Source organism: Nocardia sp. NPDC057455 (assembly GCF_042802775.1).
Taxonomy (GTDB): domain Bacteria; phylum Actinomycetota; class Actinomycetes; order Mycobacteriales; family Mycobacteriaceae; genus Nocardia.
This window is the reverse complement of record NZ_JBHVDM010000005.1, coordinates 25,668-43,907: the sequence shown is the minus strand read 5'-3', so window position 1 is coordinate 43,907 and position 18,240 is coordinate 25,668. Positions and strand designations below refer to the sequence as shown.

At 68.9% G+C, this 18,240-nt stretch carries 8 protein-coding genes and 1 pseudogene; 4 read left to right on the top strand and 5 right to left on the bottom strand.

Annotated elements, in window-relative coordinates; translation table 11 throughout:
* Window positions 1-652: 652 nt before the first annotated feature.
* The 3 genes and pseudogenes from ACFU5M_RS03415 to ACFU5M_RS03405 form a co-directional block, all read right to left on the bottom strand.
* Window positions 653-1,096, bottom strand: a complete 444-nt coding sequence (locus tag ACFU5M_RS03415) for a pyridoxamine 5'-phosphate oxidase family protein (RefSeq protein WP_379043173.1) — start codon at window positions 1,094-1,096, stop codon at window positions 653-655.
* A 190-nt stretch (window positions 1,097-1,286) separates the two neighbouring features.
* Window positions 1,287-1,760 (bottom strand): WS/DGAT domain-containing protein, encoded by a 474-nt coding sequence (locus ACFU5M_RS03410; protein ID WP_379042977.1) that lies wholly within the window; start codon window positions 1,758-1,760, stop codon window positions 1,287-1,289.
* Between the two features lie 127 nt (window positions 1,761-1,887).
* Window positions 1,888-2,484, bottom strand: a pseudogene (locus ACFU5M_RS03405) (wax ester/triacylglycerol synthase domain-containing protein); the annotation flags it as partial.
* 384 nt (window positions 2,485-2,868) lie between these two features.
* On the opposite strand from ACFU5M_RS03405, the gene ACFU5M_RS03400 reads away from it, so the two are divergent.
* Entirely contained in the window at window positions 2,869-4,005 is a 1,137-nt protein-coding gene (locus ACFU5M_RS03400) for an NAD(P)/FAD-dependent oxidoreductase (protein WP_379042974.1), read from the top strand.
* Here ACFU5M_RS03400 and ACFU5M_RS03395 read toward each other — a convergent pair.
* On the bottom strand, window positions 3,995-13,093 hold the full coding sequence (locus ACFU5M_RS03395) for an amino acid adenylation domain-containing protein (protein WP_379042971.1): 9,099 nt from the start codon (window positions 13,091-13,093) through the stop codon (window positions 3,995-3,997). The genes ACFU5M_RS03400 and ACFU5M_RS03395 overlap by 11 nt on opposite strands.
* Window positions 13,094-13,442: 349 nt before the next feature.
* On the opposite strand from ACFU5M_RS03395, the gene ACFU5M_RS03390 reads away from it, so the two are divergent.
* From ACFU5M_RS03390 to ACFU5M_RS03380, 3 genes are all read left to right on the top strand, one after another.
* The gene (locus ACFU5M_RS03390) at window positions 13,443-14,480 is read left to right on the top strand and encodes a cupin domain-containing protein (RefSeq protein WP_379042968.1); all 1,038 of its coding nucleotides are present in this window, start codon (window positions 13,443-13,445) and stop codon (window positions 14,478-14,480) included.
* A 93-nt stretch (window positions 14,481-14,573) separates the two neighbouring features.
* On the top strand, window positions 14,574-16,205 hold the full coding sequence (locus tag ACFU5M_RS03385) for an FAD-binding oxidoreductase (protein WP_379042965.1): 1,632 nt from the start codon (window positions 14,574-14,576) through the stop codon (window positions 16,203-16,205).
* The gene (locus ACFU5M_RS03380) at window positions 16,202-16,813 is read left to right on the top strand and encodes a TetR/AcrR family transcriptional regulator (RefSeq protein WP_379042962.1); all 612 of its coding nucleotides are present in this window, start codon (window positions 16,202-16,204) and stop codon (window positions 16,811-16,813) included. Before ACFU5M_RS03385 ends, ACFU5M_RS03380 begins: the two co-directional genes overlap by 4 nt.
* A 382-nt stretch (window positions 16,814-17,195) precedes the next feature.
* Here the strand turns inward: ACFU5M_RS03380 and ACFU5M_RS03375 are convergent, their stop codons facing one another.
* On the bottom strand, window positions 17,196-18,164 hold the full coding sequence (locus tag ACFU5M_RS03375; protein ID WP_379042959.1) for a TIGR03557 family F420-dependent LLM class oxidoreductase: 969 nt from the start codon (window positions 18,162-18,164) through the stop codon (window positions 17,196-17,198).
* Window positions 18,165-18,240: the final 76 nt, after the last annotated feature.

Here is an 18,240-nt window from a genome sequence, read left to right as displayed (position 1 = left end):
GATGGCAGTCGAGCCCCAGAAGGCGGTCGGCGACTCCCGACAGCCCGGCGTCGACATCACACTATCGATCAGAGGCGAATTGATCTTCGAATAGCAATATACTGGCAATCTCGTCTTCTGATATAAGAAGCCGCTTCGACACATTTATCGACTCCGGCTAATCAATTTCCGAATCCACAGCAATGCCACTCGATTCAATGGCAGGTCCGACACCGAATTCGCAGTACATACTTCCGCCTGGAATCGCGTTGCTACGCTACCAATTCCGCGTCGGGCGCCGTTGTCTTTCGCGGAAGGGTGTCACCCAGTCACGAGCGTTTCAGCGCTCGCGTCCCGCACGGTTCGGCGCGCGGACCGAAGGCGGCCGGCGGTCGACGGCGGGCCACCGAGCGGTATCCGGCCGGTCAGACCGCGAATCGGCTTCGCCGACCGGTTCGGCGGCCACATGCGGAAGACCGGCATGTGGCCGGCGCATTCGCCCACCGTGCCTGCGCAAAGCATGGCGCCCCGCCATGGAGTGCGTTATTCCCGCGGCGGAACTCGCACATCATGGCGAAACCGCGCACGATCTCGCCGGATATGCCCACGAATAATTATCGGGATGATGGTTCGGTAAATCCGAACTACCCTCGCCCGCTGCGGCTCAACGCTGTTACTCGACGAGTCGGAAGCCGGTGACGATCGTGGGTTCGATCGCGATGACCGTATCCATGATCCCCTCGGCCCACGGCCGCAGCAGCCGCGTATAGCGCGCGACCCGCGCGGGGTCGGTGACCGTCCGGGCCAGGCCGGTCACGACGACCGACCAACCCACATGGCTCACCGCGTCGATGTCATCGGCCTCGTAGGCCACGACGACGGAGGGATCGGCACGGACGGTGCCGGTGAGCCGCGAGGTGACCCGGGTACGCACGATGACTGCTCCACCGTCGACGAAATGGTTGACCGGGCGGATCGCCGGGAGCGCGTCGCGGGTGAACACCACGCGCCCGTAGGCCACACCCGCCAGCAGTCGCAGCGCCTCCTCGCGGTCGATCTCGACCATCGTGCGGCCGGGAATGCCGTTGTCCGCCACGCGGCCGCCGGAGGCGATCATGATCTCGTGCCGAGGCACATCGCGCGTGCTTCCACCTGCCAACGACCTCGCTTCCCGGTCTTCACTCGACATCACGGCCTCCCATACCATCACCGAGTCCTACTGCCGGACAGGGCAGAAAGTCCCCGATCGGTCCTCTCCCGGCAGGCACACCCGCGCAGCCCGAGGCCCACTCGCCGACCGCTGCTGGTCACGGTCCGGAAACCTCCGGCCGGGAGGGTCGCCGGATCTCGGCACGCTGCCGTAGCCGCCGGATCTCCCGCTCGATCCCCTCGGCGAGCACCGCGATATCGGGCGTGGTGTCGAAATCTCCGGTGATGCCGAACGTCAGCTGCCCCGCATAGCTGAGGACCGCGATCGCGGTGCGCAACCGCATCGCGATGGGCGTGGCCGGAAGCAGTTCCGTCACCGTGCGCCCCCGGACGGTCAACCGGTCGCGGGGACCGGGCACGTTCGTCACCAGCGCGGCGACGGTTCGCTGCGGAAACCTTGCCAGCAGACGGAGACTCCACGCGATGGGCGCGAACGGGAACCGGCCCGCCAGCGCGAGCAGCGAGTTCTCCGCTTGCGCTTCGCCCCGCGCCTTGTGTCCGGTCATCCGCTGCCGAATCGCTTCCAGCCGCTCCACCGGGTCGGCGACATCGATCGGCAGGAATGGCAGCATCGCCGAAATACGATTGTCCAACGTGGACTTCGCCTGGTCCGATCGCATCGATACCGGGACGACCGGCCCGAGCCACGACATACCGGCGCTGCCGTCCGATGGGTCCGTTCAGCGAACATTCCGCGGCGGGCGACACGACGGCGGACACCAGTGGCGTCAGACCGCGCGTCATGGCGGCCACGGAACGTGGCACGACGACGGGCAGCCGCGTCACGCCGCGAACCACATCGAGCCATCGCAGCTCGCCGCGGCCGCGCGGCTCGGCCGCGGCCGTCCCGGTCTCTCCTGGGACGGCATCGCAGAGACTCCGGAACACCGAGATGCCGGACACGCCATCCACCAGGCTGTGATGCGCTTTGACCAGCAGCGCCCAGCGGTCGCCCGCGAGATGTTCGACGACGACGCACTGCCACAGCGGATGGTCGCGATCGAGTCGCTCCTCCAGTTCCGTGGCCACCAGTTCACACAACGCGGGCTCGTCGCCCGGCGTGGGCAGCGCGGTCCAGCGAATGTGGTGTGCGAGATCGAAATTCGGGTCGTCTTCCCATACCGGCGTGGCCAGATCGAGCGGCGCCCGCCGCACCTTCTGGCGCAGGCGTGCGTTCTGCTCCACTCCCCTGGCGAGGACGCCGCCGAACTCGCGCCTGCCCGGTGGAGCACCGGAGATGATCGCCACCGCGCCGATTCCGAGACTGATATGCCGGTCGGAGTCCTCCAATTCCATGAAGCCCGAATCGAGGGGCCGTAGTTCTGTCATGGGCATGCTCATTCCGGTGGTCGAAATCCGGCGCTTTCCGGCCGCAGGGCACGGGCGAGGAACATCGCGACACCTCGATCACTGTTCGTCGCGGGCCCGCCGGATCCGGTCCGTCGTCGGCGACCGGCGCGAGCGGCCCGAACAGGGTTTACTCGGTACGTCCTCTCAGCATCGCGCGAAGCATCGGCGCAGATGATGGCCGAAGGTCACCGAAAGCAGAGCACTCCGGCCACGCCGCGCGCATCGACGGCTGACGGGCACGGTGCGGACCGACGCCGGACCACTCGGTCATGCCCGGTGTCAAGGCGCAGCGGGCTCGACTCGACCGCGCACCAGGTGAAGAATCGACGTATGCGAACCGTACTCGTTCTCGGTGCGGGGTTCGGAGGGCTCGAGCTGGCCACCCGTCTGTCGGGCTCGCCGGCCGACGATCTCCATGTCGTCATCATCGACCGCAACGACGCCTTCACCTTCGGCTTCGCCAAACTGGACATCTTGTTCCGCGACCTACCGCCGGAGGCCGCCCGCGTCCCGTACGCGCGCTTCGCTCATCCACGCGTCGAATTCCGGCAAGAGGAGGTCATCGGGATCGACCCGCGGACCCGCCGCGTACGCACCGACCGCTCCGTGTACGAACCCGACATCCTCGTCGTCGCGCTCGGCGCCGACTACGACTGCGGCGCGACCCCCGGCTTCGTCGAAGACGGCTACGAGTACTACTCGATCGAGGGCGCCCGCCGACTGCGCGACCGCCTCGCCGGCTTCGAGGGCGGGGCCGTGGTCGTCGCGGTGCTGAGCGTTCCCTTCAAGTGCCCGCCCGCGCCGTATGAAGGTGCGATGCTGCTGCACGAGCAGCTCACCCGGCGCGGGGTCCGCGACCGCACCCGGATCCGGTTCCTCACCCCGATGGACTCCCCGATTCCGGTATCTCCGGATACCTCCGCCGCCATCATCGAAGCGCTGACCCGGCATGGGATCGATTACTCGCCGGGACAACCGGTCCACGCGCTCGACCCGAGCCGTCACGTCGCGGTCACCCGCGACGGCGATCTGCCCTACGACCTGTTCGTCGGTATCCCGAAACACCGGGTTCCCGCCGTGGCCGAGGCATCGGGGCTCACCGAGGGCGGCGCCGATGGCTGGATCGCCGTCGACCCGCGGACCTTGCGAACGCCGTACGCGGGCGTCTATGCCATCGGTGACTGCGCCGACGCACCGGTCCCGCGTGCGGGCGTGTTCGCCGAGGACGCCGCCCGCACGGTCGCCGCGGGCATCGAAGCCGAGCTGTGCGGATCGGCGGGCGCGCAGCGGTACCGCGGGCGGGGTACTTGCCATATCGAGTTCGGGGACGGACTGGTCGGAAAGGTGGAGGCCGATTTCCTCTCCGGTCCCGCGCCGGTCGCGCCGTTCTCCGCGCCGTCGGTGGAACTGGCCGGGGAGAAGGCCGCGGCCGCGGAGGCCCGGCTGCGCCGCTGGTTCACCGGCTGACCGGGTGCTGCCCGCCCGGTTCGCCCGCCTGCCACGCCCGTGTCAGTACGTCGGCGATGCGGGCCAGACCGGATGCCGTGGTCATCTGCCAATGTGTCGTCGACACGCCGTGGTTGTGCAGGCGGCCGTCGACGACCGCACTCCAGATCGACGCGCCGACCGACCCGGTCGGATCGTCGAGTGCGGCGGTGAAGTAGATGACGTCGCCCTGGTACGCAGGCGGGTCGTAGGCGCTGCGCAGCGCGACCGAGTGCACCGCCGCGTCGAGGATCCGGGTGACGCGATCGGAGCCGAACGACGCGAACGGCTCCGGGAGTTCGGTCATCTTCTCGGGCAGCGCGGCCCAGTCCACATCCGCGACGTTGCCGAGGTCACCGGCTTGCTCACCGAGCAGACCACCGATCAATTCGGCCACCGGCACTTTGCCCGCGTCGGCGGGCGGGGTGCCCGGTGGATCTGCCATGTAACTGTCCATCACCGCGAGCAACGCGACCTGCTCGCCGTCACGTTGCAATTGCACCGCCATCTCGTGTGCGAGAACGCCGCCGAAGGACCAGCCGAGCAGATGGTAGGGACCGGTCGGTTGTTTCGAACGGATCAGCCGGACGTAGCGCTGGGCCCATTCCTCGATCGAACCCGGCATCGCCTCGTCGGTCCCGAGCACGGGCGTTTGCAGACCGTAGAGGGGGCGTTCGGGGTCGAGGTAGGCGGCGAGGCCGGCATACGACCAGGAGATTCCCGAGACGGGGTGAACGCAGAACAGCGGCGCGGCCGAACCCGCGGGGCGCAGCGGCAGCAGCATGTCGAAGGCCGCTTCGGTCTCCACCGCGCCGCTCGTGCGGCGAGCCAGATCGGCCACCAGCTCCGCGGGCGTGGGTGCGGTGAACACCCGCATCACCGGAATCCGAGTGCCGAGCGCGGTCGACAGCCGAAGCGTCAGCTTCGCGGCGAGCAGGGAGTTTCCGCCGTGTTCGAAGAAGTTGTCGTCCATGCCGAAGCGCTCGGCGCCGAGCACCGCGGCGAAAGCGGCGGCGACGGTCGCCTCGACGGGAGTGGTGGCCGCGCGGAATTCCCGCGTACGGAATGTGGGTGCGGGGAGCGCCCGCCGGTCGAGCTTGCCGTTGGGGGTCAGCGGAATGGCATCGATCACGACGATCGCGGCGGGCACCATATAGCCGGTCAGGTATTCGGCTACCTGGGCGCGCAATTCGGCCGGGTCCGGCCGCGCGCCCGGCTCGGGTAGCACGTAGCCCACGAGCTGATCGCCGAGCGCGGGATCGGTCCGGACCAGCGCGACGGCCTGACACACGCCGGGACAACGCCGCAGCGCCGATTCGATCTCGCCCAGCTCGATCCGGAAGCCGCGCAACTGCACCTGCTGATCGCCGCGACCGGCGTAGGCGAGCCCGGCGGCGTCGCCGACCCGGCTCCAGCGCGCGAGGTCACCCGAGCGATACATCCGGGATCCGGGCGGCCCGAACGGATTCGCGACGAATCGCGTCGCGGTGAGTCCGGGCCGTCCCGAGTAGCCGCGGGACAGCTGAGCGCCCGCGACATAGATCTCACCGGGAGTACCGAACGGCGCCGGGCGCAGGCGGATGTCCAGCACGTGGGTGTCCAGCCCCGGCAGCGCCCGGCCGATCAGGCTGATCGGACTGTCCATCAGGTGCTCCCCGACCTCGAGGAAGGAGACGTGCACGGTGGTCTCGGTGATGCCGTACATGTTGACCAAGCGCGGCGTGTCCCCCGGATGACGCTCGGACCACCGGCGCAGGTGCCGCAGATCCAGCGCCTCACCACCGAATATGACGTACCGCAGCGCGAATTCCCCGGACGTCTGAACGGCGTCGCGGTCGGCTTCGACGAGTTGGCAGAACGCCGACGGCGTCTGGTTCAACACCGTCACCCGCTCGCGAACGAGCAACTCGCGCAACAGCTCCGGTGAGCGCGACGTCGGGTAGTCGACCACGACGACGGTGCCGCCGGTGACGAGCGCGCACCACAGCTCCCACACCGAGAAATCGAAGGCGAAGGAGTGGAACAGCGTCCAGACGTCGCACTCGCCGAACGCGAACAGCGGCTGCGCCTCGGTGAACAGTCGCACCGCATTGCGGTGTGTCACGCCGACACCCTTCGGCACGCCCGTCGAGCCCGAGGTGTAGATGACGTAGGCCAGGTTGTCCGCGAGCAGCGGCACCACCCGGTCGGCGTCGGTGATCGGATCGTCGGCGAACTCCGCCGTCTGCTCCAGCAAGACGGTGGGCACTCCGGCATCCGGGAGGGCCGATCGCTCGGCATCCGTGGTCAGCACGCACACCGGCGCCGCGTCGGCGAGGACGAAGGCCAACCGCTGCGCCGGGTAGGTGAGGTCGATGGGCAGGTACGCGGCACCGGCCGAGAGCACCCCGAGCAGCGCGACCGGCAGGTCTTCGGTGCGCGGCACCGCGACGGCCACAACGGTTTCCGGGCCCGCTCCGGCCGCGATCAGCGCGCGGGCGATGCGATTCGCGCGTCTGTGCAACGCCCCGAAACTCAGCGTGGCGGCGCCGAATCGGACAGCCACCGCCTCCGGCCTGCGCCGAGCCTGTGCACCGATCAGCTCGGGCAGCGTCGCCGCCGGCGCCTCGCACGATTGCGTTGTCGCCGGGGAGTTCTCGTCCTCGTCGAGGATATCGATGTCCCAGACCGGCGCCGCGGGATCTTCCGCGACCGCGGACACGATGCGCTCGAACCGGCGAGCGAAGGCGCGGACGGTCGAATCGTCGAAGAGTTCGGTGGCGTAGGTGAAGGTCACGGCCAGTTCGGTCCGGCCGTCATCGCGCCGTCGCGGCTCGACGACGACGTGCAGATCGAATTTGGCCGTGATCTCGCCGTTGTCGACAGCGGTGATCGTCAGGTCCGGCAACTCGAGGGTGGGCTGCTCGATGTTCTGGAACGACAGCATCACCGGGAACAGCGGGTTGTGTGCTCCGGTGCGCGCAGGGGCGGCCTCTTCGATCACGCGCTCGAAGGGCACGTCACCGTTGGCGAACGCCGAGAGAGCCGTTTCCCGGGTCCGGTCGAGGAGATCGTGGAAGGTCGCGGCGGGATCCACCTCGACACGCAGCGCCAACGTGTTGACGAACATCCCGACCAGGTCGTCCAGTGCGCGGTCGCCGCGCCCGGCGACCGGGGTGCCGATCACGACGTCCGTGGCGCCGCACAGGCGCCCGATCAGCGTGGCGAGCGCCGCGTGCACCACCATGAACAGCGTGGCGTTGTGGTCGCGCGCGATCCGGGTCAGCCGCTCGTGGATCCCCGCCGGAATGGTATGGCCGATCGACGCGCCGCGGGTCGAGGCAGTCGATGGGCGGGGGTGGTCGGTCGGCAGCTCCAGCGGCCCCGTCAGCCCGGCCAGCTGAGCGCGCCAATACGACAGTTGCCGCGCCGCAATGGAATCCTGGGCGTCCTCGGGTCCGATGGCGGCGCGCTGCCAGATCGCGAAATCGGCGTACTGGACCGGCAGCGGCGGCCAGTCCGGCGCGCCGCCCTCGAGCCGGGCCACGTAGGCGGTCACCAGGTCGCGGGCCAGCGGCGCGAGCGACGACCCGTCCGCCGAGATGTGGTGGGTCACGATGACGAGCAGATGATCGAGGCCCGAGCTGAACAGCCGCAGGCGAACGGGTGCGGCCGCGGTCACGTCGAAGCCCGCGGACATCAGCCCGTTCACCCTGTCCGTCACATCGGTGACGCCGTGCTCGACCGCGAGTCCGCCGGGCAGGACCGCGCCTGTGGGAAGGATTTCCTGGTACGGCTGCCCGTCGGCGTCGACCGGGTAGCGGGTGCGCAGCACCTCGTGCCGTTCGATCACGTCGGCAACCGCGTGGTCCAGTGCGCTCAGGTCGAGGACGCCGGTCAGCCGGACGGCGAAGGGCAGGTGGTAGGCGGGCGAGTCCGGCTCGATGCGGTTGAGCAACCACATTCGTTGCTGTGCGAGCGATAGTGGGATGCGATCCGGTCGTCGCGACCGCGCCAAAGGCGGACGAGCGGTGCCCGCCCCACCGGCGACCACCCGCGCGGCAAGCGCTGACACCAGCGGCGCCTCGAACAGGTCACGCACGGTGACCTGCGATCGCAGCGCCTCGTTGACCCGCGCGACGGCTCGGGTCGCGAGCAGCGAATTGCCGCCGAGGGCGAAGAAATCGTCGTCGATGCCCACGCGCTCGACACCGAGCAGGTCGGCGAACACTTGAGCGACGGCCTGTTCGACGGCATCACGAGCGGCCCGGAACTTCCTGACCTCGACCACCGGCGCGGGCAACGCCTTGCGATCGAGTTTGCCGCTCGCGTTCAGCGGCAGCGCGGGCAGCTCGACCAGCGCGGACGGCATCATGTACGCGGGCAGGACCGCCGAGATCGCGGCCATGAGTTCTGCGTCGTCGACGACCTGCCCGGGGCACGGGACCACATACGCCGCCAGCCGCTCCCCCGACGCCGAACCCACCACCGCCGCCACCGCTTGGCTCACCGACGGCTGCGCGAGCAGCGCGGTCTCGATCTCACCGAGTTCGATCCGCTGTCCGCGGAGCTTCACCTGGAAATCGGTGCGCCCGAGGTATTCCAATCGCTCGGGCTCGTCCGCGCCGGGTGCGCGCCAGAGGGCCAGGTCGCCGGTTCGGTACATCCTGGTGCCGCGACCGAACGGGTTCGCGACGAAGCGGCCCGAGGTCTGTGCCGCCTGCCGCACATACCCACGAGCGAGCTGATCCCCGGCTAGGTACAGCTCGCCCGGTACCCCGGCCGGCACCGGCCGCAGCTGCGAATCGAGCACGTAGACCTGGGTGTTCCACTGCGGCCGGCCGATCGGCACCGTCTTCCCGCCGCCCGTTCCCGCGGGCTGGTACGTCACCGACACCGCGGCCTCGGTGGGTCCGTACAGGTTGTGCACCTGCGCACCGGTGACCGACCGGACCGCGCGCACGGTCTCCGGCGGCAGGGCTTCGCCGATGACGAACAGATGCCGCAGTGTCCCGAGGCTTTCGGCCGGCGCGTGCGCGGCGAACGCCGTCAGCATCGACGGCACGAAATCGGTGACGGTGACGCCGTGCGCGGCGATGGTCGCGGCGAGGTAGGCCGCGTCGCGGTGCCCGTCGTGTTCGGCGACGACCAGCTTCGCGCCCGACCGCAGCGGCATCAGGTAACCCCACAACGAGACGTCGAAGGTGGCCGCGGTCTTCTGCAGGTACGCATCCCCCGGCCCCATGGGGTACTGGTCGAGCATCCACGCGATCTGGTTGCCGATCGCCTCGTGCGAGACCGCCACACCTTTCGGACGTCCGGTCGAGCCCGACGTGAAGATCACATACGCCGGGTGCTCCGGCAGCACTGTGCGCGCCAGTTCCTCGGCCCGGAGCGGAGCGCCCGAGCGCCGATCGGCTCCGAGGGCGTCCAGATGCAGGACGGTGACGTGGCCGGGCATCGGCACCGCGTCGGCGGAGGTGGTGAGCACGCAGACGGGCCGGGCGACGTCGAGAACGTGCGCGATCCGCTCGGCGGGATGATCCGGGTCCAGCGGAACGTACGCGCCACCGGCGGTGAGAATCGCGTACATGCCGACCACCAGATCCAGCGAACGCCGAACCGCGAGTCCCACCAGCGTTTCCGCGCCGACACCGTGGTCGACGAGCACCCGGGCGAGCCGGTTGACCCGCTCGTCGAACTCGCGATAGGTCAGCTGCCGGTCTACGCAGGCGACCGCGACATCGTCCGGATGCCGTTGCACCGCATGCCGGTACCCGTCGAGCACCAGACCCGCTGGGACCGGATGCCCGGTGTCGTTCCACTTGACCAGGATCGCCGTGCGCTCCGCGGCATCGAGCAACTCGATCTCGCCGACCACGTGATCCGCCGACTCGGCGACCGCCGTGAGAATTCCGCACAGCCGCCGGGCGAACCCCGCCACCGTCGCCTCGTCGAACAGCTCGGTGGAATAGGTGAACGCCGCCGAGATCCCCAGCGGCGTCCGCTCGTCCTCGTGCGGAACCATGGTCAGTTCGAGATCGAATTTCGCCAGCGGCAGCGTGAAGTCGAGCGCGGAGACGATGAGCGCGGGCAGTTCCAGCGTCGCAGGCGCGATGTTCTGGAAGGTCAGCATCGTCTGGAACAACGGGTGATGCGCGCTCGACCGCACCGGGTCCAGCACCTCCACAAGGCGTTCGAACGGCACGTCGGCGTGCCCGAACGCCTCGAGGTCCCCGGCGCGCACCCGCTCGAGCAGCTCGGCGAAGGTCTGGCCCGGATCGATCTCGATGCGCAGCGCGAGGGTGTTGACGAACATGCCGATCAAGCCGTCCACCGTGGCCTCGCCGCGGCCGGCCACCGGCGTGCCCACGGTGATGTCGCGGGTATTCGACAGCCGGGCCAGCAGGACGGTGTACGCGGCGTGCACGACCATGAACAACGTCACGTCATGTCGGTGCGCCAGCCGGTTCAGCGCGGTATGCACCGTCGTGTCGATCTTGAATTCGTGAGTGGCGCCGCGACCCGAGAACACCGCGGGGCGCGGGCGGTCGGCGGGCAGGTCCAGCCTTTCCGGCAGGTCCGCCAGCCGCTGCCGCCAGAATCCGATCTGCCGGGCGAACGGGGAGTTCGGATCGGTCTCCTCGCCGAGCATTTCGCGCTGCCACAGCGTGTAGTCCACGTATTGCAAGGGCAGCGGCTTCCAGGTGGGAGCGCGGCCGGCGGCCCTGGCCGAGTACGCGGTCATCAGGTCGGCGGTCAGCGGGCCCATGGAGGAGCCGTCCGCGGCGATGTGGTGGACCACCCCCACCAGCACGTGCTCGGTCTCGTGCGAGCGCAGCAGACGCAGCCGGATCGGCGGCGCCGCCGTGACGTCGAAGCCCTCGATCACCGCGGCGACCGTACGCTCGGGGATGTCGGTTTCCGCCACGTCGAGCACCGGCAGCTCGGGCACCGCTTCCGGATCCGACATCGCGTGCACCCGTTGGGTGCCCATCCCCTCGTGCTCGGGGTAGCTGGTCCGCAGCACCTCGTGCCGCCGCACCAGGTCCCGGATCGCGGCCCGCAGCGCCGCCACGTCCAGCTGCCCGCTCAAACGCACCGCCAGCGGGATGTTGTTGCTCGCTGCGGCCGGGTCGAACCGGTTGAGGAACCACATCCGCCGCTGCGCGAACGACAGCGGCACCCGCTGCGGTCGAACCATCGGTCGCGGCACGGAACAAGACGCCGGGCCCAGTTCGTCGAGACGTTCGGCCAGCCTCGCCACCACCGATGCCTCGAACAGCAGCGCGACCGGAACCCGGACGCCGAGCGCGGCGCCCAGCCGTGCGGCCGCCTGCGTCGCGATCAGCGAATTGCCGCCGAGCTCGAAGAAGTCGTCGCCGGTGCCCACGCGGCCGGTGCTCGCGCCGCTCGGCGGCAGAAGCAGCGCCGCGAAGACCTCGGCCACCACCCGCTCGGTCGGCGTGCCGGGCTCCCGGAACTGCCGGGCGGTGAGCACGGGCTCGGGCAGCGCTGCGCGATCCAGCTTGCCGACCGGCGTCAGCGGCAGTGCGTCGAGAACCGTAATCGCGGCCGGAAGCATATAGGCCGGAACGGTTTTCGCGAGAAATTCGATGAGTTCGGTGGTGTCCAGCGCCACCCGGCCGCTGCCGCCGGGGATGGACCCCACCCGTGGTAGCACGTAGGACGCCAGCGCCGCCGCGCCGGACGGCAGTGTCGTGCCAAGTGTCGCGGCGTAGTCGACGTCGGGGTGGGCGGTCAGCGCGTTGTCGATCTCACCGAGCTCGATCCGCAGCCCCCGGATCTTGACCTGGAAGTCCACCCGGCCGTGGTGTTCGAGGAGTCCTGCCGAGGTGCGCCGCACCAGATCACCGGTGCGATACATGCGGGCGCCGGGTACCGCAGCGAACGGATTGGCGACGAACCTGCCCGCGGTCAGCTCGGGTCGCCCGAGGTACCCCTGTGCCAGCGCGGGACCGGAAAGGTACAGCTCCCCGATCACGCCCGTGGGCACCATCCGTAGCCGCGCATCGAGAACATGGACGCCCAGCGCCGGTACCGGAGTGCCGATATGAGTGGCGCCGCCCACGGGGATCGCCTCGGTGCCGGTGGCGAAGACAGTGGTCTCGGTGGGGCCGTAGACGATGTAGAAGGACCGGTCACCGGTCGCCCACCGGGCAACCAGTTCGGGACCTACCCGCTCACCGCCGCACAGGATGGCGCGCAGATCGTCGAGTCCGGCCGGTTCGATGGATTCCAGCGCTCCCGGCGTGATGCACAGGTGCGTGACCCGCTCGCGCCGCAGCAGATCGGCCAGCTCGACGCCGCCGAATACCACGGGTGGCGCCACGACCAGAGTCGCGCCCGCCGAAAAGGCGAGCAGCATCTCGATCACCGAGAAATCGAAGCTCGGCGTGCACAGATGCGAGACGCGCGACTCCCGGGTCACCGCCCGGGCGGCGATTTCGTGCTCGACCAGATTCGCGAGACCGGCGTGGGTGACCGCGACGCCTTTCGGCTTGCCCGTCGAGCCGGAGGTGTAGATCACGTAGGCGAGGTGCTGTTCGGTCAGGACGCGCGATCGGTCCAGATAGCAGACCGAATGGCCGGGCTCGGCGGCGGCCCGCTGCCGGTGGACGACGGAGTCGAGTTCGATCCACTCCATCCCGGGCGCGGCGAGTGCGGCCCGGTGCGCCGAGGTGGTGAGGCCGAGGAGCGCGCCGGAATCCGCGATCATGTGCGCGATTCGCTCCGGCGGATACGACGGATCGATGGGCACGTAGGCGGCACCGGTCTTCGCGACCGCCCAGACCGCCAGCACCGACTCGATCGAGCGGGTGATGGCCACGGCGACGAAATCTGCCGGCCCCACACCGAGTCCGATGAGATAGCGGGCCCAGCGCGAGGACGTCTCGTCCAGCTCCCGGTAGCTCAGCTCACGTTGATCCGCGGGATCACCGGTGGGATTGTACCGGACGGCAACCGAATCGAAAGCCGTGTCGACCGCGGCCGTAAGCAGTTGGGGAAACAGGAGATTGCGTGCTCGTGAATGCTGGGCGCGACGTGCGGAACGGCGTGTCATGGTCATACGGCGGGGAGTTCACTCTCTGGTCGATCACTGTCCGCTCTGGCTATGGAGCCAGAAGCGGTGCCTCAAATGCGTGAACCATGACCCGAGCGTGCGGATCGGACCTTAGCGAACTCCGCGCGGATCGGCGCGCCCAGGTTGGGAAAGGTGACAGGAGTACCCCGGCGCACTTTGGGCTACGACATGGTGTGATGCGAAGTACATTCATTGCTGTATGTAATAGATGTGACTGAGATCACTACTCGCCAACGCGGTTGACCCTCCCGACCCCGAGTTTTCCGGCGACCTCTCGCGCCGAGACCGGCATGATCGAACCAGAACGATCCTTGACCGTGAGCGAGGAGGAACCGTGCGAAGTCCATCCCTTCATGTCGCCTCCCTATACGAGGGCGAAGAGATCTACCGCAGCGAACTCGGCTCTCTCACCCGGCTCACCGCCGACAGCTTCCCGATCCTCAACGGGCTCTCGATCAAACGCCTGACGCTCGCACCGGGCGCCATCCGCGAACCGCACTGGCACGCCAATGCCACCGAACTCACCTATTGCACCGCGGGGCGGGCGCTGGTCTCGGTTCTGGACGACGGCAGCCGATTCTCCTCGTTCCTGGTGCGCGCGGGCGAGATGTTCCACATCGATTCCGGCGCGTTGCATCACGTGGAGAACGTCGGCGACAGCGATGCGGAGTTCATCCTGGCTTTCCGCCACGAACGGCCGGAGGACTTCGGCTTCAGCGCCGCGCTGGGAGCGATGACCGATTCGGTGCTCGGCAATACCTACGACCTGCCCGCCGAGGACTTCGCGAGGATCCGGCGCTGCACCACCGCGAAGCTCGTCGTGCGACGCGACGGAGACCCCGACATTCCACCCACCGCCCACTTCGGCGACCCGCACCACTTCGCGCTCGAGGCGATGCCCGCGCCGGTGGACTCGCCGGTCGGTTCCGCGCGCACCGCCCGCGCACAGTTCTGGCCTGCCCTGCACGACATATCGATGTACTCGCTACGGGTCCGCGAAGACGGGATGCGCGAACCGCACTGGCACCCCGTGACCGCCGAGATGGGCTACGTCCACCGAGGCTCGGCACGGATGACGATCATGGATCCGGACGGCGCCTTGGACACCTACACCGTGCACGAAGGTTCGGTGTACTTCGTCCCCCGCGCCTACCCGCATCACATCGAGGTCGTCGACGCCCCGGAGATCCACCTGCTGATCTTCTTCGACCAACCCACACCCGCGGACATCGGCTACCGCGCCTCGATGAGCGCTTACTCCCGCAAGGTGCTCGCCGCGACGTTCGGCGTCGCTCTCGACGCACTTCCCGACTTGCCCTTCACTCCCACCGACCCGTTGATCGTCACACGGAACAACACGCTCGCCCCATAGCCGAGTCCGCCCGACCCTTCCGCCCCCGCAGCTGCCAATTGACTCACTGGTAATTTACTATCGGGTCAATTCAACTCTGCGAATGGATACCAATTGGCGACAAAGTCATGGTGGGGATGGGGCAATCGGGAAGACGCGGTCACCGGCCCCGAACGATCGGCGCTGACGAAGCGCGTAGCGGCCCTGCTCCCGGACGCCGATCTCGCGGTGCACGACGCGCCGGACCTGACGACGCTGGATGTACCCGCGCCCCGCATCCGAGTGCCCGCCGCCCTGGCCCCGCTGGCCTCCGAATACCTCGCCGATCGCGTCGCCCACGGCAACGGGCAGGCATTTCGCGATGTGGTGCGCAATCTGCTCGGCCGGGTCGACCACGTACCCGATCAGGTGTTGCGGCCACGAGCCGAGCAGGACGTGGTCGACATCCTGGACTGGTGCGCGAGCGCGGGCGTCGCCGTGGTGCCGTTCGGCGGCGGGACGTCGGTGGTGGGTGGTGTCGAACCCCGATGCGCCGACGACTACGCCGGGGCCGTGGCACTGGACACCAGCCGCCTGGACCGGCTCATGGAAGTCGACCGCACCAGCCGGGCGGCGCGGATTCAAGCGGGCATCCTCGGCCCCGCCCTGGAAGCGGGACTGCGACCGGACGGCTTGACCCTCCGGCACTTTCCGCAGTCGTTCGAGTTCTCGACGCTCGGCGGCTGGCTGGCCACCCGGGCGGGCGGCCACTACGCGACCGTCTACACCCACATCGATGACATGGTCGAATCGATGCGGGTGGTGACACCGGCCGGGATCAGCGAATCGCGCAGACTGCCCGCGTCGGGCGCTGGCCCCTCACCGGATCGGATGTTCCTCGGGTCGGAGGGCGTCCTCGGGGTCATCACCGAGGCCTGGATGCGCTTGCAGGATCGGCCGCACCTGCGGTCCGGAGCGTCGGTGGTCTTCGACGACTACGGTGCGGCCGTGGCCGCGACGCGCGCCATCGCCCAGTCCGCGCTGTACCCGGCGAACTGCCGGCTGCTGGATCCGGTGGAGGCGTTCATCAACGCGGGTGCCACCGCCGCCGGCGGAGTGCTGATCCTCGGATTCGAGTCCGCGGATCACCCCGTGGACGAACCGATGCGCCGGGCGGCGCAGATCTGCCGCGAGCACGGCGGCGCCATCCCGGACGGCATTCGAACCACCGACTCGGCGCGAGACCCGGCCCGCACGGGCGCGGCCGACACGTGGCGCTCGTCGTTCCTCCGCATGCCGTATCAGCGCGACGCGCTCGCGGCCCAGTCCATGATCGTCGAGACCTTCGAAACAGCCTGTACCTGGGATCGTTTCGAGGCCCTGCGCGCGGCGGTGCAGGACGCGACCACGGCCGCGTTCCGATCCGCCGGGGTGACCGGTGTGGTGACCTGCCGGTTCACCCACGTCTACCCGGACGGGCCCGCGCCCTACTTCGGCATCTACGCCGCGGGCCGCTGGGGCCGGACCGTCGAGCAGTGGGACGAGATCAAGACCGCCGTCTCGGAGGCACTCCACGCCGGCGGTGCGACCATCACCCACCACCATGCTGTCGGCCGCGACCACCGCCCCTGGTACGACCGCCAGCGACCCGAACCTTTCGCCACGGCACTACGGGCGGCCAAGTCGGCACTCGATCCCGCCGGGATACTCAATCCCGGCGTGCTGATCGACCCGGCTGCTGGCCTGCCCGCGCCGGAGCTCCCATGAGCAGGCCGGGCACCAAGGGGGTGCCGCGCGGGCAGCGGGAAGATCAGATCCTCGACGTCGCCACCACCGAGTTCGGTGAGCACGGCTACGCCACGGCCTCCATCGCCGAGATCGCCTCGGCCGCAGGCGTTTCCAAGCCGCTCGTGTACGCCTACTTCGGCTCCCGCGACGGCCTGCACGCGGCCTGCGTGCACCGCGCCGGGAAGAGTCTGGTCGAGGCGGTCGCGGCCGCTCAATCCGCACAGGGGGCGCACGACCGGGCGCTCGCGACACTGACCGGCATCTTCCACGCACTGGACGGGCGCACGCAGAACTGGAAGATCATCTACGACGCCACACTGCCACGACCGAGTGCGGCCTACTCGGTGGCCCGGCGGTACCAGGACGCCTTGAACGGCATGGGCTCGGCGGGTGTCTCCCAGATCCTGGCCGATGCGGGCAGCCGTGACGGCGACGATCACTCGCTGCTGCTCACGCTGTGGTTCAGCATCGTGTCCAGCACGATCTCCTGGTGGAGTGATCATCCCGCCCACTCACCCGAGGACATGACCGAACGCTGCCTGCGCCTGTTCACCATGATCCGCCCGACGACCGCTCCTGGAGCGTGACCGTTCCAGCGGTGGTCACCACTTGTTTCAGTGCAGAACCCGCGCTCGGTCGATACGTTGCGCGGGCTGGAAGCCGGTGCCGATGGTGAACGCGAGCGGAATGAACGCCGCCTGCATGACCTTCTCGTACGTTCGCCGTGCTGGAACACCAAGAGCGCGAACAGCTCACCGGATCGCTCGGAAACTGCTCGCCGCGCGCTGACGATCCGACCGGCAGGCGCGTCTCCCGGGAACCACCCACGCCCGGATAAGCGCCGAAGCCCGCAGTCTCGTTCGACCGAACCGCAGTGCAGCACGACTGACGATGGCCGCCGCTTCCGGCCACGCCCGGGCTACCACCTCGGCCGGAGAGGGCACCGGGAGCGGCGTGACCCTTTCGCGCTCAGCCGCTCGGCGTCGAGGCGCGGAGGGGCTCGTCGAGTTCACGCCGGTAGAAGTCCAGGAAACCGTCCGGGTCGGGGCCCGCGTTCTGCATCACGAGGTGGTCGAAGCCCGCATCGGTGTACTGCTTCGCGGCCTCGAGATAGCGGGCCGGGTCCGGACCGCAGGCGAAGTTGTCGAGGATGTCCGCCAAGCGGACGGTGGTCGTCGCGGCGGCGAAATTGACCGGGTTGGGCAACTCGCTCATCACCTTCCATCCGGTGACAGCCCAGCGCGTCGTATCCAGCACCGCCTTCGCGGCCGTCTCCTCGTCGGGAGCCCACGCCATGCCGACCTCCGCGTATCGGGGCCCGGTGCCGCCCGCCGCGCGATAGCTCTCGACCAGCTCGGACTTCGGTTCGGTGGCGAACAAGCCGTCACCGAGCTCGGCGGCGATCCGGGCCGCCTCCGGCCCGCCACCGGCGACGGCGATCGGTGGAAGCGTTTCGGGCAGGTCGAAGACGCGAGCGTCGGAGACGGTCAGGAACTCCCCGTCGTAGGACTGGTAGCCGCCGCTCCAGAGCAATCGGATGATCTCGAGGGCTTCGCGAAGCATCCGGTGGCGGATCCGCACGGGCGGGAACTCACGGCCGACCACATGTTCGTTGAGACGTTCGCCAGAACCGACTCCGAGGGTGAAACGGTTGTCGGACAAGATCGCCAGAGTGGCTGCCGCCTGGGCGATGATCGCGGGGTGATACCGCAGGATGGGGCAGGTCACGCCGGTCGCGAGTTCGATCCGCTCGGTCTTCGCCGCAATGGCTCCGAGCACGGTCCAGGCGAACGGCGAATGCCCCTGGTTGTCCAGCCAGGGATGGAAATGATCGCTGATCTCGACGAAGTCGAACCCGGCCGCTTCCGCCCGAACGGCTTGGCGGACCAGTTCGTTCGGACCGAATGCCTCGGCCGCCAGCTTGTACCCGATGCGCATCGCCACCTCCTGCTTCGGCTGGGAGCGGCCGGCCATCTCCAGAACCGGCTCTTGGCGCGCTTACCCGGCATCCGGC

What these genes read in the sequence shown, in the direction of transcription:
- ACFU5M_RS03415 (WP_379043173.1), bottom strand. Translation starts at nt 1,096, where the DNA reads ATGATCGCCTCCGGCGGCCGCGTGGCGGACAACGGCATTCCCGGCCGC.
- ACFU5M_RS03410 (WP_379042977.1), bottom strand. Translation starts at nt 1,760, where the DNA reads ATGCTGCCATTCCTGCCGATCGATGTCGCCGACCCGGTGGAGCGGCTG.
- ACFU5M_RS03400 (WP_379042974.1), top strand. Translation starts at nt 2,869, where the DNA reads ATGCGAACCGTACTCGTTCTCGGTGCGGGGTTCGGAGGGCTCGAGCTG.
- ACFU5M_RS03395 (WP_379042971.1), bottom strand. Translation starts at nt 13,093, where the DNA reads ATGACCATGACACGCCGTTCCGCACGTCGCGCCCAGCATTCACGAGCA.
- ACFU5M_RS03380 (WP_379042962.1), top strand. Translation starts at nt 16,202, where the DNA reads ATGAGCAGGCCGGGCACCAAGGGGGTGCCGCGCGGGCAGCGGGAAGAT.
- ACFU5M_RS03375 (WP_379042959.1), bottom strand. Translation starts at nt 18,164, where the DNA reads ATGCGCATCGGGTACAAGCTGGCGGCCGAGGCATTCGGTCCGAACGAA.